This window comes from Serinicoccus sp. CNJ-927 (assembly GCF_001942435.1).
Lineage (GTDB): Bacteria > Actinomycetota > Actinomycetes > Actinomycetales > Dermatophilaceae > Ornithinicoccus > Ornithinicoccus marinus.
The window spans coordinates 1-11,976 of the sequence record NZ_MKKF01000030.1; the positions used below are offsets into that span (position 1 = coordinate 1).

The 11,976-nt window shown below is 74.0% G+C and carries 13 protein-coding genes; 9 read left to right on the plus strand and 4 right to left on the minus strand.

Annotated elements, in window-relative coordinates:
• Positions 1–357: 357 nt before the first annotated feature.
• The 6 genes from purN to BJF86_RS09460 all read left to right on the plus strand — a co-directional run bounded on the left by purN (position 358) and on the right by BJF86_RS09460 (position 5,465).
• Positions 358–1,002, plus strand: coding sequence for a phosphoribosylglycinamide formyltransferase (gene purN / locus BJF86_RS09435; protein WP_083652907.1), 645 nt, complete (start codon positions 358–360; stop codon positions 1,000–1,002).
• Between the two features lie 83 nt (positions 1,003–1,085).
• Positions 1,086–2,684 (plus strand): bifunctional phosphoribosylaminoimidazolecarboxamide formyltransferase/IMP cyclohydrolase, encoded by a 1,599-nt coding sequence (purH, locus tag BJF86_RS09440; RefSeq protein ID WP_075818505.1) that lies wholly within the window; start codon positions 1,086–1,088, stop codon positions 2,682–2,684.
• Positions 2,674–3,705 (plus strand): DMT family transporter, encoded by a 1,032-nt coding sequence (locus tag BJF86_RS09445; protein ID WP_075818507.1) that lies wholly within the window; start codon positions 2,674–2,676, stop codon positions 3,703–3,705. Before purH ends, BJF86_RS09445 begins: the two co-directional genes overlap by 11 nt.
• 5 nt (positions 3,706–3,710) lie before the next feature.
• Positions 3,711–4,247, plus strand: coding sequence for a glycine cleavage system protein R (locus BJF86_RS09450; RefSeq protein WP_075818509.1), 537 nt, complete (start codon positions 3,711–3,713; stop codon positions 4,245–4,247).
• A gap of 49 nt (positions 4,248–4,296) precedes the next feature.
• Positions 4,297–5,160 carry a bifunctional methylenetetrahydrofolate dehydrogenase/methenyltetrahydrofolate cyclohydrolase gene (locus BJF86_RS09455; RefSeq protein ID WP_075818511.1) on the plus strand — a complete coding sequence of 288 codons (864 nt, stop codon included), beginning with the start codon at positions 4,297–4,299 and terminating at the stop codon, positions 5,158–5,160.
• The gene (locus tag BJF86_RS09460) at positions 5,157–5,465 is read left to right on the plus strand and encodes a DUF3017 domain-containing protein (RefSeq protein ID WP_075812740.1); all 309 of its coding nucleotides are present in this window, start codon (positions 5,157–5,159) and stop codon (positions 5,463–5,465) included. The genes BJF86_RS09455 and BJF86_RS09460 overlap by 4 nt, the downstream gene beginning before the upstream one ends.
• Before the next feature lie 48 nt (positions 5,466–5,513).
• Here BJF86_RS09460 and BJF86_RS09465 read toward each other — a convergent pair whose 3' ends face one another.
• On the minus strand, positions 5,514–6,500 hold the full coding sequence (locus BJF86_RS09465; RefSeq protein ID WP_022924987.1) for a malate dehydrogenase: 987 nt from the start codon (positions 6,498–6,500) through the stop codon (positions 5,514–5,516).
• Positions 6,501–6,702: 202 nt separating this feature from the next.
• On the opposite strand from BJF86_RS09465, the gene BJF86_RS18340 reads away from it, so the two are divergent.
• A complete protein-coding gene (locus BJF86_RS18340; RefSeq protein ID WP_075818513.1) occupies positions 6,703–6,993 on the plus strand; it encodes a LysM peptidoglycan-binding domain-containing protein in 291 nt (96 codons plus the stop codon).
• A gap of 3 nt (positions 6,994–6,996) precedes the next feature.
• On the opposite strand, the gene BJF86_RS09475 is transcribed toward BJF86_RS18340, so the two are convergent.
• Positions 6,997–7,545, minus strand: coding sequence for a 2'-5' RNA ligase family protein (locus BJF86_RS09475; protein ID WP_075818515.1), 549 nt, complete (start codon positions 7,543–7,545; stop codon positions 6,997–6,999).
• Positions 7,546–7,616: 71 nt separating this feature from the next.
• On the opposite strand from BJF86_RS09475, the gene BJF86_RS09480 reads away from it, so the two are divergent.
• Complete coding sequence (locus BJF86_RS09480; protein ID WP_237768158.1) at positions 7,617–8,342, plus strand: hypothetical protein; 726 nt, start codon at positions 7,617–7,619, stop codon at positions 8,340–8,342.
• 50 nt (positions 8,343–8,392) lie between these two features.
• Here the strand turns inward: BJF86_RS09480 and BJF86_RS09485 are convergent, their stop codons facing one another.
• Both BJF86_RS09485 and BJF86_RS09490 read right to left on the minus strand, forming a co-directional pair.
• The gene (locus tag BJF86_RS09485) at positions 8,393–9,685 is read right to left on the minus strand and encodes a glycosyltransferase family 1 protein (RefSeq protein ID WP_321166175.1); all 1,293 of its coding nucleotides are present in this window, start codon (positions 9,683–9,685) and stop codon (positions 8,393–8,395) included.
• Positions 9,682–10,785, minus strand: a complete 1,104-nt coding sequence (locus BJF86_RS09490; protein ID WP_075818519.1) for a mannose-1-phosphate guanylyltransferase — start codon at positions 10,783–10,785, stop codon at positions 9,682–9,684. Before BJF86_RS09490 ends, BJF86_RS09485 begins: the two co-directional genes overlap by 4 nt.
• A gap of 24 nt (positions 10,786–10,809) precedes the next feature.
• Between BJF86_RS09490 and BJF86_RS09495 the strand changes: the two genes are divergently transcribed.
• Positions 10,810–11,910: a quinone-dependent dihydroorotate dehydrogenase gene (locus BJF86_RS09495; RefSeq protein ID WP_083652909.1), complete on the plus strand. Its 1,101-nt coding sequence runs from the start codon at positions 10,810–10,812 to the stop codon at positions 11,908–11,910.
• The last annotated feature ends 66 nt before the right edge of the window (positions 11,911–11,976 follow it).

Below are 11,976 nucleotides of genomic sequence, written 5' to 3' on the forward strand. Positions count from 1 at the left end.
GGCTTCACCGAGCAGGCCGGCAGGGTCGACAATGTGAGGAGCGGTCATCGTGTGACTCCGTTCGAGGGTGCTGTGAGAGGTTCACTCGAAGGATCACGCGGTGGCCGCGTCCTCGCCTGACGCACACGCCGGAGACGACGACCTCGGCTACCGCGCTACACCACTATGGGGGACTCAACTTCGCCAGACCGCCCGATGGTCCAAGTTGGCGAAGATGACCGTAGGCATGAGCCGACGGTCCTGGACACCCTTGGGCAGCCGCAAGGGTCGGCAGCACCGTCTTGTCCCTGGACGTCACGGAAGGTCGGCAGCACCTCCCTCGGTCGCCTCATCCCCGACGGCCCCTACGCTGGCACGGTGACCATCTCCTCGCGTTCGGCACGCGTCGTCGTCCTCGTCTCCGGCTCGGGCACCTTGCTCCAGGCGGTCCTCGACGCGTGCGCCGACCCGGGGTATGCCGTCACCGTCGTCGCCGTCGGCGCCGACCGGGAGGACATCGAGGGGTTGGCGCGGGCCCGCGCCAGGGGCATACCGACCTTCGTCGAGCGGGTGGCCGACCACCCGGACCGCGACGCCTGGGACTTCGCGCTGGCCGACCGGCTCAGGCAGCATCGCCCGGACCTGGTGCTCAGCGCCGGCTTCATGAAGATCCTGGGTCCGCAGGTCCTGGCCACGCACCGGGTCGTCAACACCCACCCGGCCCTGCTGCCGAGCTTCCCCGGCGCGCACGCGGTGCGCGACGCGCTCGCGCACGGGGTCCGGGTGAGCGGCGCGACGCTGCACCTCGTCGATGCCGGGGTCGACACCGGACCGATCCTGGCCCAGCGCGCGGTCGAGGTGCTCGCCGACGACACCGAGGAGTCCCTGCACGAGCGGATCAAGGTGGTCGAGCGCGAGATGCTCGTGCACGAGCTGCCCGTCGTCGCGGGTGGTTCGCCGACCACGCGGCTGGCTAGACTGGCCGCACACGACTGGCGCGGGTGGGCAACCACCGGGGAGTGACGATCGTGGGCATCGCCCGCCTGGGTGCCCGCACCCGTCGACCGACGGCAGGCAGATCCGTCGAACCCCCGAGGAGCGATCCCATGACGTCGTCCACCCCCACCGCCGACGAGCGCCGCCCGGTCCGCCGGGCCCTGGTGTCCGTCTTCGACAAGAGCGGGCTCGACGAGCTCGTGTCCGCCCTGCACGACCAGGGCGTCGCCCTCGTCTCCACCGGCGGCTCGGCCGCCCGCATCGAAAGCCTGGGGCTGCCCGTCACCCGCGTCGAGGAGCTCACCGGCTTCCCCGAGTGCCTCGACGGCCGCGTCAAGACGATGCACCCCCGCGTGCACGCCGGGCTGCTCGCGGACACGACCAACCCCGAGCACGTCGACCAGCTCGCCGACCTCGGCGTCGAGGGCTTCGACCTCGTGGTGTGCAACCTCTACCCCTTCGCCGACACCGTCGCCTCCGGTGCCACCGCGCAGGAGTGCGTCGAGCAGATCGACATCGGCGGCCCGTCCATGGTGCGCGCCGCGGCCAAGAACCACCGCAGCGTGGCCGTCGTGGTTAGCCCTTCGGCATACCCGCAGGTGCTCGACGCGGTCACCGCCGGCGGCTTCACGCTGGAGCAGCGTCAGCGGCTCGCGGCCGACGCCTTCGTGCACACCGCGACGTATGACGTCGCCGTCGCCTCGTGGATGGGCAACGTGCTGACCGACACCAGCTCGGGCACCGGCTTCCCCGCCTGGATGGGCGCGACCTGGGACCGGGCGGCGGTGCTGCGCTACGGCGAGAACCCGCACCAGCGCGCGGCGCTCTACACCGACGGACACGCGACCGTCCCGGGGCTGGCGCAGGCCGAGCAGCTGGGCGGTAAGGAGATGTCCTTCAACAACTACGTCGACGCCGACGCCGCCCGCCGCGCGGCCCACGACCACGGCGACCTGCCCACGGTCGCGATCATCAAGCACGCCAACCCATGCGGCATCGCGGTCGGGAGCGACATCGCCGACGCCCACGCGAAGGCGCACGCCTGCGACCCGGTCTCGGCGTTCGGCGGGATCGTCGCGACCAACCTGCCCGTGACCGAGGCGATGGCGCGCCAGGTCGCCGAGGTCTTCACCGAGGTGGTCGTCGCCCCCGACTTCGAGCCGGCAGCCCTGGAGGTGCTCGCCGCTAAGAAGAACCTGCGGCTGCTCCGGGTCCCCTCGCCGTCCTCGGGCGGCATCGAGACGCGCAGCATCTCCGGCGGGTTGCTCGTGCAGGCCGTGGACGCCGTCGACGCCGAGGTCGAGGACGGCGGCGACGACGCCTCGCGATGGCGGCTGGTCGCGGGCGAGCCTGCCGACGACGCCACCCTGGCGGATCTGCAGTTCGCCTGGCGGGCGGTGCGCGCCACGAAGTCCAACGCCATCCTGCTTGCCGACGACGGCGCCTCCGTCGGGGTCGGTATGGGTCAGGTCAACCGGGTGGACTCCTGCCACCTCGCGGTGAGCCGGGCGGGTGAGCGCGCCGCGGGCTCGGTCGCCGCCTCCGACGCCTTCTTCCCCTTCGCCGACGGCCTCCAAGTGCTGCTCGACGCGGGGGTCCGGGCCGTCGTGGCTCCCGGTGGGTCGATCCGGGACGAGGAGGTCGTCGCCGCGGCGCAGGCCGCCGGGGTGACGATGTACTTCACCGGGACCCGCCACTTTGCCCACTGAGGCCTCCGCCTCGGCGCGGGCTCCCGAGCGGGTCGCCCCCGCCCTCGTGGCCGCCGCCACCTGCGGGGCCGCGCTCGCCCTCCAGTCGCGGGTCAACGGCACCCTCGCCGAACAGCTGGGCGGGCTCCCGGCCGCCACGATCTCCTTCGGCAGCGGGCTGGTCCTGCTCACCCTGATGCTCGCCGTGCCGACGCTGCGGCGGAGCGCGGCGAGGGTCTGGGCGGCCGTGCGGTCCGGCCGGTTGCGGTGGTGGCAGGTGCTCGGTGGCATGGCGGGGGCGCTGCTCGTCGCGGGGCAGACGTATGCCGTCCCGCTGGTGGGCGTGACCGCCTTCCTGGTGGCGCTGGTCGGCGGGCAGTCGGCCGGGGCTCTGCTCGTGGACCGGCTCGGTCTGGGCCCGCGCCCGGCGCAGCGGCTGCGGCGGGGCAGGGTGCTGGCGGCCGGGCTCGCCGTCCTGGGGGTGGCGGTCGCGGCGACCGCCCCACGCGGACCCGACGGCGCAGACGCCGCGGCAGCGGGCCCCGCCGTCGTGCTGCCCCTGCTCCTGGTCGCGCTCGTCGGCGTCCTGACCTCGGTGCAGCAGGGGTTCAACGGTGTCGTGACCGTCGTCGGCGGTGCCCCGCTGGTCACCGCATGGGTCAACTTCCTCACCGGGACGCTCATGCTGCTCGCGCTGGGCGGGGTGATGGCGGCCACGCAGGACGCGCCCCTGCGTGCCGCCGGGTCGGGTCTGCCGTGGTGGGTCTGGACCGGCGGCGTGATCGGGATCGGCTACATCGCCGCGGCGGCCTTCGCCGTCCAGCACCTGCCGGTCCTGGTCTTCGCCCTGGTGGCGGTGACCACCCAGCTCGCCACGGGCATCCTCATCGACGCGCTCCACCCTGCCGCGGACGACGTGCTCGGCCCGCGGGTGGTGACCGGCGTGCTGCTGGCGGTCCTGGGCGCGGTCTGGGCGGCCCTGTCGCGCCGGCGGGTCGCGAGTGCCGCGGCGACGAGGAAGGGCAGGTCACCGGTAGGGTAGGCGTCATGGCGACCCTCGTGATCACCGTCGTCGGCGACGACCGTCCGGGCCTGGTCAGCGCGCTGGCCGACGTCATCGCGGAGCACGGCGGCAGCTGGGAGCGCAGCCAGCTCGCGGAGCTGGCCGGGAAGTTCGCCGGCATCGCCACCGTCGACGTCGCGGAGGCGTCGGCGCAGGCCCTGGCGGACTCCCTCGCCGGGCTCATTGGGGTGCTCGACACGACGGTGCACACCGCCCACCCCCAGCCGGAGCAGCCTGACGACGGTGGCCTGCTGCACCTCGACCTCGTCGGCAACGACCGGCCGGGCATCATCAAGGAGATCACCGCGGCCCTGGCCGAGCACCAGGTGTCGGTGGAGGACCTGCAGACCAAGGTGGTCCCGACACCGCAGGCCGGCGGGGATCTCTTCGCCGCCCGCGCGCGGCTCCGGGTGCCGCCGGGCGCGGATCTGCCGGGTCTGCGCGCCGGTCTCGAGCGGATCGCCACCGAGCTGCTGGTCGACCTCAGCTTCGAGCCGGGCGGCGACGTCGACTGGGAGTGAGGCCGCCTGTCGGTCCGATCGCCCGGGACCGCCGCCCTAGACTGCCCCCATGACCGCCACGATGCTCGACGGCAAGGCCGTGCACGCGACGATCCAGGACGAGCTGCGGAGCCGGGTGGAGGCCCTGGCCGAGCGGGGCGTGGTGCCGGGGCTGGCGACCGTCCTCGTCGGGGACGACCCGGCCAGCCGGTGGTATGTCGGCGCCAAGCACAAGGACTGCGCGCAGATCGGGGTCACCTCCGTGCGCCGCGAGCTGCCCGCTGGCTCAAGCCTCGATGAGGTGCTGGCCGTGGTTGACGAGCTCAACGACGACCCGGGCGTCACCGCCTTCCTGGTGCAGCAGCCGACCGGGCTGGACGAGTTCGCGATCCTCTCCCGGGTCGACCCGGCCAAGGACGTCGACGGGCTGCACCCGACCAACCTCGGCGCCCTGGTCATGAACGAGCCGGCGCCGCTGCCGTGCACGCCGGTCGGGTGCGTCGAGCTGCTGCGTCGCTACGACGTCCCGATCGCCGGAGCGGAGGTCGTCGTCGTGGGGCGCGGTCTCACGGTGGGGCGCCCGCTGGGGCTCATCCTCACCCGGCGCAGCGAGAACGCCACGGTGACGTTGTGCCACACCGGCACCCGCGACCTGGCCGCGCACACCCGTCGGGCCGACATCGTCGTCTCGGCGGCCGGGGTGCCGGACATGATCACCCCTGACATGGTCAAGCCCGGTGCGGCCGTGCTCGACGTGGGCGTGGCGCGGCGCGGCGGCAAGATCGCCGGCGACATCCACCCGGGCGTCGCCGAGGTCGCCGGGTGGCTGACCCCCAACCCGGGTGGGGTGGGGCCGATGACGCGGGCGATGCTGCTGACCAACGTCGTCGAGGCGGCGGAGCGGTCCGCGTCGGGCTCTTCGCCGGCCGGATGACGCCCGCCGCTGAGGATTCCGACGAGCTGCCCGGCGGCGTCGACCCGTCCGGACCGGTGCTCGGGGTGTGGTGGCTGAGCCTGCTCGGCCTGCTGGTGGCGGCCCTGCTCCTGCTGTCCTCGAACCTGCGCGCCTACGGGTATGCCCTGGGCGCCACCCTGGGCGCGCTCGCGCTGCTCCGCGCGGTGCTTCCCACCGCCCGTGCCGGCGGTCTGGCGGTCCGGGGGCGGTGGGTCGACGTCGCGACCCTCCTGCTGCTCGGCGCCGCGGTCGCGGTGCTCGCCTCGACGCTGCGCATCGTCTGAACCGGACGGGCGGCCCCGGCATACCGCCGAGGCCGCCCGCGCGTTCGCTCAGATGAGGCCGAGCTCGGTGACCGCAGCCTTCTCCTCGACCAGCTCGGCGACGGAGGCGTCGATCCGGCCCCGGGAGAAGTCGTCGATGTCCAGGCCCTGGACGATCTCGTAGGAGCCGTCGCGGGTGGTCACCGGGAAGGAGCTCATGATGCCCTCCTCGACGCCGTAGGACCCGTCGGAGCGGACCGCCATCGAGACCCAGTCGCCCTCGGGGGAGCCGCGCAGCCAGTCGCGGGCGTGGTCGATCGTCGCCGACGCGGCGGAGGCGGCCGAGGAGGAGCCGCGCGCCTCGATGATGGCCGCGCCGCGCTTGGCGACGGTGGGGATGAAGGTGTCCTCGATCCACTGCTGGTCGCCCACCGCCTCGGCGGCGTTGCGACCGCCGACCTGGGCGTGGAAGAGGTCGGGGTACTGCGTCGCGCTGTGGTTGCCCCAGATCGTCATGTGCGAGACGTCGGTGACGGGGGCGCCGACCTTGGCCGCGAGCTGGGCGATCGCGCGGTTGTGGTCCAGCCGGGTGAGCGCGGAGAACCGCTCGGCCGGGATGTCGGGGGCGTTGCTCATTGCGATGAGCGCGTTGGTGTTGGCCGGGTTGCCGGTGACGGTGATCCGCACGTCGTCGGCCGCGTGGTCGTTGAGCGCCTTGCCCTGCGCGGTGAAGATCGCGCCGTTGGCCTCGAGCAGGTCGCCGCGCTCCATCCCCTTGGTGCGCGGGCGCGCGCCGACGAGCAGCGCGACGTTGACGCCGTCGAAGACGACGTCGGCGTCGTCCCCGGTCTCGACCCCCGCGAGCAGCGGGAAGGCGCAGTCGTCGAGCTCCATGACGACGCCCTCGAGCGCCCCGAGCGCGGGCGTGATCTCCAGCAGCCGCAGCTCGACCGGGGTGTCCTTGCCGAGCAGCTCGCCGGAGGCGATGCGGAAGAGCAGGCTGTAGCCGATCTGGCCGGCCGCGCCGGTGACCGCGACCTTGACGGGGGTGTTCACGAGAGGGACCTTCTTTCGAGGCGGGACTGCGGTGCGCTGACGCGCTCGACGCTAGCACCCTGGACGAGCGTCACCACGGTCGAGTGGCTCCCGGTCCGCACCCTGGGCTAGCGTGCCAGCGAGCCGGTGCCGCGTCATCGTCCGGGCCACTGCCCGGCCGTGGCGGACCGGCCCCGAGTGCCCGCACGTGGAGGAGCCAGACATGGGACTGTTCGACCGGATCAAGGGCGCGATCGACGGCGTCCGCGAGGCGCGAGCGGGCGGGCAGCAGGGCAGCCGTCCCGCCTCGACGGCGTCGCCGGCGTCGGGGACGACCGGGCCGGTGCCGGCCGAGGAGCCGCGTCATGCCACGGTCACCGTCCAGCCAGGTCAGACACTGTCCGGAATCGCCCAGGAGCGCGGCGTGGACCTCGACGAGATGGTGCGGCTCAACGGGATCGAGCGACCCGACCTCATCTTCCCCGGGCAGGTCTTCAAGCTCCCGCGCCGCTGATCCTCACCCGGTGAGCGGGTAGTCCGCGCGGGTGCGCCAGACGCCGTCCCCGTCGTGGACGTAGAGCCGGAAGGCGTCCGCGGGGTAGGTGCAGCTGAAGGCGCCGAGGTCGCGGAAGGCGCGGTCCAGGGCGGCCAGCGGCAGGTCGTGGGCGAGCGTGACGTGAGGGTGGTAGGGAAAGTCCGAAGGGCGCTGCAGCGGCCCGCGACGCACGGCCCGCTCGAGCCGCTCGCAGTCAGCGACCCCCTTGGCCACCTGCACGAAGACCACCTCCGACACCGGCCGGAAGGTGCCCGTCCCGCGCAGCATGACCTCGAAGGCGGCGTGGTCCCGAGCCACCGAGAGCAGGTGGGCCTCCAGGGCCTCCAGCTCCGGCGCGCTGCACGGGGTCGGGGGCAGCAGGGTGATGTGCGTCGGGATGGCGGCCGCGCGCTCCTCGCCGTAGCCGATGCGCAGCCGCTGCAGGTGACTGCCCCAGGGCTCGGGGACCGGAAGCGCCACCCCGACCACGAGGGACGCCTTCTCGTGCTCGTCGTGCTCCGAAGGGCTCATCGGCTCCAGCCTAGTGGGGGAGGCGCACCGCTCCGGCGGAACCCGGGTCGGAACGAAGGCGTCGCAGGCACATGGCCGGATCGACGCAGTGGTGCTCGCCCGTGATCCGGCGCGAGGTCGACCACGCCCGGTGCCGCGCCGGGGTGATGCTGCTCGCGCTCGGATGCGCGCTCCTGGCCGGGTGCGCCTCCGGCGGGGAGGAGCCGACCCCCCGGTCACGACCTCCGAGCACCGGTGCATCGGCGGCAGCCACGCTGGTCGTCGTCGGGTCAGGGACCACGATCGTCCACCTCGACAGCCAGGACGAGATCGCCCGATGGGCGTCCCAGGTGCTGGTCGTGACGCCGAGGTCTGAGGAGCCCAGAGACCATGGTGGGGCGCCCGAGGTCGGCCGGGACGTCACGGTGGAGGTCGACGAGGTGATCTGGACGGCTGCGGACGCCATCACCTCCCTGGGCGAGGGCCAGCGCTCGACGTTCTACGAGTACCCGGCCTACGTCCAGGGCGAGGGAGAGCTGGTCCCCGCGGTCGAGGAGGGCCGGAGCCGGTTGGAGCTGGGTCAGCCCGGCGTGGTGTTCCTCGCCGACGACGTGGTCGACGACGAGCAGGGCCTCACGCTGCTGCATGTCTCGGCTCTGGAGGAGGGGCAGATCAGCCTCGCCGGTGCGGCCGGGCGCGTGGACATCAGCCATCTCGCCCAGCAGGTCGACGCCGCCGCGCTGCGTGTCGACCGCCTGACGCCTCACCCGGGTGAGTCGCTCGTGCAGCGGCTGGAGCGATACCCGGTCCAGGAGTAGCCCTGCGCCTCACGTCTGCACGATCCCGGGTCCGCTCCAGGGGTATGCCGTCAGGCCACCGAGCGCGAGCCGGCGTGAACCACCGCCGAGTAGTGGTCGACGAGCTGGTCCACCAGCGCCGGCCAGGACCGCTCCTGGACCCGCTGCCGACCGGCGGCACCCATCCGTTCCCGGACCTCGGCAGCGGGGGGCCCCACGAGGGGGGTCACGGCGGCGCGCAGCGCGCCCCGCACGTCCGGGTCGAAGAGTTCGCCGGTGACGCCGGGTTGGATGAGGTCCAGCGGGCCGCCCCGTGCGGGCGCCACGACCGGCAGCCCGGCGGCCGAGGCCTCCTGCAGCGTCTGGCCGAAGGTCTCCCGGGTGCCGGTGTGCACGAAGAGGTCGAAGGCGGCATACGCCTGCGCCAGCTCGGCCCCCTCGCGTCGACCGAGGAAGACCGCCTCGGGCAGCTGCGCCTGCAGGATCTCCCGGCTCGGCCCCTCCCCGACGAGCACGAGCCGGGTGCCGGGCAGCGAGGACAGCTCGGTGAGCCGGTGCAGCTCCTTCTCCGGGGCCAGCCGCCCGACGTAGCCAAGCACCGTCTCGCCTCTGGGCGCGAGCCGGTCGCGCAGCGCGAGGGCGCCGGGGTCGGTGCGGCGGTCGGGGTGGAAGAGGTCGGCGTCCACGCCGCGGCCCCAGAGCGCGATCCGGGGCACCTGGTGCTCGGCGAGGTCGGTGAGCGCCGCCGTGGACGGTGCCAGGGTGAGGTCGGCCTGCTCGTGGATGCGGCGGATCCAGCGCCACGCCGCCCGGGCGGTGAGGTCGCCGGCCGGACCGGCGTGCTGACGGATGTAGGAGGGCATGTCGGTCTGGTAGATCGCGACCGAGGGGATGCCGAGCGCCCGGGCCGCGACGAGGCCGCGGACGCCGAGGACGAAGGGGGAGGCCACGTGCATGACGTCGGGGCGGAACCGGTGCAGCACGGTCTCGATCTCGTACGACGGCAGGCCGACGCGGAACTTGCGGACCGGGACGCTGGTGACGCTGTGCACCGGGAAGCCCGCGTAGTGCTCCGGGGTCATGACCGGGCTCCACGGGCTGGTGCCGGGGGCGACGACCAGGGCGTCGTGGCCCTGCTCGCGCAGGCACTCCAGCACCTTGCACACGCTGGTGGTGACGCCGTTGAGGGCGGGGAGGAAGGACTCGGTGACGATGGCGACGCGCACGTGGTCCAGCCTGGGCGCCTCGGGTATGCCGTCGGCGGACGGCGAGGGTGTGTCGGGTGGCCGTCGGGTGACGAGCGGGTGGCCCACGCCGTCGCGCAGCGTGCGGCGAGAAGGACCGAGGCCGGATCGGTCGCTCACGTGAGGTCCTCCCGTCCCAGCTCCTGCAGGGTCGCCACCACGCCGCGGACGTCCTGGCAGCGCTCGCGGGTGGTCACCAGCAGGGCGTCCGGGGTGTCCACGACGACCACCTCGTCGAGCCCCAGCACCACGACCGCGCGCTCGCCGTGCGCCGCGACGACCCCGGTGGAGTCGCGGGCGACGACGTCACCGGCCCGTCCCAGCACCCGGACGCCGCCGTGCTCGGGCCGTTCCTCGAGCAGGCTCGCGAGCGAGGCGAAGTCGCCCACGTCGTCCCAGCCGACGTCGGCGGGCACGACGGTGACGTGACCCGAGCGGGCGGCCGGCTCGGCGACGGCACGGTCGATCGCGAGCGCGTCCAGCGAGCCCCAGACCTGCTCCAGCTGCCCGGGGTCGGCCGCGAGGTGCCGGAGCAGGCGCACCATCTCGGGCCGCTCCTGGGCCAGGAGGTCGAGCAGCACTGTGGCCCGGACGACGAAGATCCCCGCGTTCCACCGGTGGCGCCCACCCTCGAGGTAGCCCTGGGCGACCTCGCGCTCCGGCTTCTCCACGAACGACCGGACCTGGTGCGCGTCCGGCGCGCCGGGCAGGGGCCGTGCCTCACCGAGCTCGATGTAGCCGAAGCCGGTCGAGGCGTAGCGGGGCCGGATCCCCAGGGTGACCAGGGCCCCGGCCCGGGCGGCGACGACCGCCTGTCGCACGCTGGCGGCGAAGGCCGCCTCGTCGTCGATGACGTGGTCGGCGGCGAAGGAGCCGAGCACCGCCTCGGGGTCACGACGCTCGAGGACGGCGGCGGCCCACCCGACCGCCGGCATCGAGCTGCGCGGGGAAGGCTCCAGCAGGAGATCCTCGGCGGGGAGGTCGGGCAGCTGCGCGCGCACCGCGTCGGCGTGCCGTCGTCCCGTCACCACCATGACCCGGTCACCGGCCAGCGGGCGCACCCGGTCGACGGTGGCCTGCAGCAGGGAACGGCCGGTCCCGGTCAGGTCGTGCAGGAACTTCGGCGAGTTCTGCCGCGACAGCGGCCACAGCCGGGTCCCTGACCCGCCCGCGGGGATGACGGCGGTGAAGCCGTCCAGCGAGGTGGTCAGGGTGCTCATCCGCGTCAGTCTAGGGTTGCCGGCATGCGCGCGTCCTCGGTCCCCGCACCGCCCACCCGGCGCCTGCTCGCCGCCGCCGGGAGCACGGCATACCGGCGGCTGGCGCGCCCCGCCCTGTGGCGCCTCGACGCCGAGCGCGCCCACCACGCGACCCTCGTCGCCGCTGACGTCCTCGGGAGGGTGGCTCCGACGCGCGCCCTGGTCGCGGCCACGGGGTATGCCGTCCCCCCGGCACGCCCGGTCGACCTGCTGGGGCTGCGCTTCGACCACCGCATCGGGCTGGCGGCCGGCATGGACAAGGACGGGCGCGCGGTGCCCACCTGGCCGGCGCTCGGCCTCGGCCACGTGGAGCTCGGCACCGTCACCGCCCGGGCCCAGCCTGGCAACCCGCGACCGCGGATGGTCCGGCTCCCGGAGAGCGGAGCGGTCATCAACCGGATGGGCTTCAACAACGAGGGGGTGCACGCCCTGGCGCGGCGACTGCGGGACGCGCGACGAGCCGGCCTGGTGCGCATCCCCGTGGGCGTGAGCATCGGCAAGTCCAAGGTCACGCCGGTGGAGGAGGCGGTGCCGGACTACCTCGCGTCGGTGGCCGCGCTGGACGGGCTGGCCGACTACCTCGCCGTCAACGTGTCCAGCCCCAACACGCCCGGGCTGCGCTCGCTGCAGGACGCCGAGCCGCTGCGCGCCCTGCTCACGGCGGTGGTGCGGGCCGCCGGGGACGTCCCGGTGCTGGTCAAGCTCGCGCCGGATCTCACCCGGTCCGCGCTCGAGGAGGCGGTGGGGGTCGGCCTCGACGCCGGGGTCGCCGGCTTCGTCGCCACCAACACGACGCTCGCCCGCGACGGCGTCGCACCGGGGGAGATGGCGCTGGCGAACGGGCAGACCGGCGGGCTGTCGGGGGCGCCGCTCACGGTCCGGGCGCGCGAGGTGGTGGGCCAGGTCCGATCGCTCACCGACCTGCCGCTCATCGGCGTCGGCGGGGTGATGACGGGGGCGGACGCCGCCGCACTGGTGGACGCCGGCGCCGACCTGGTCCAGCTGTATACCGGCCTGGTGTATGCCGGGCCCGCGCTGGTGGCGGAGGCGGTCGCCGCAACCATCGGCGACGTCCGGTGGGGTTGAGGGCAACCATGCGCCACGCCCGGTGGGGTTGAGGGCGACCATGCGCGACGCCCGGTGGGGTGAGGG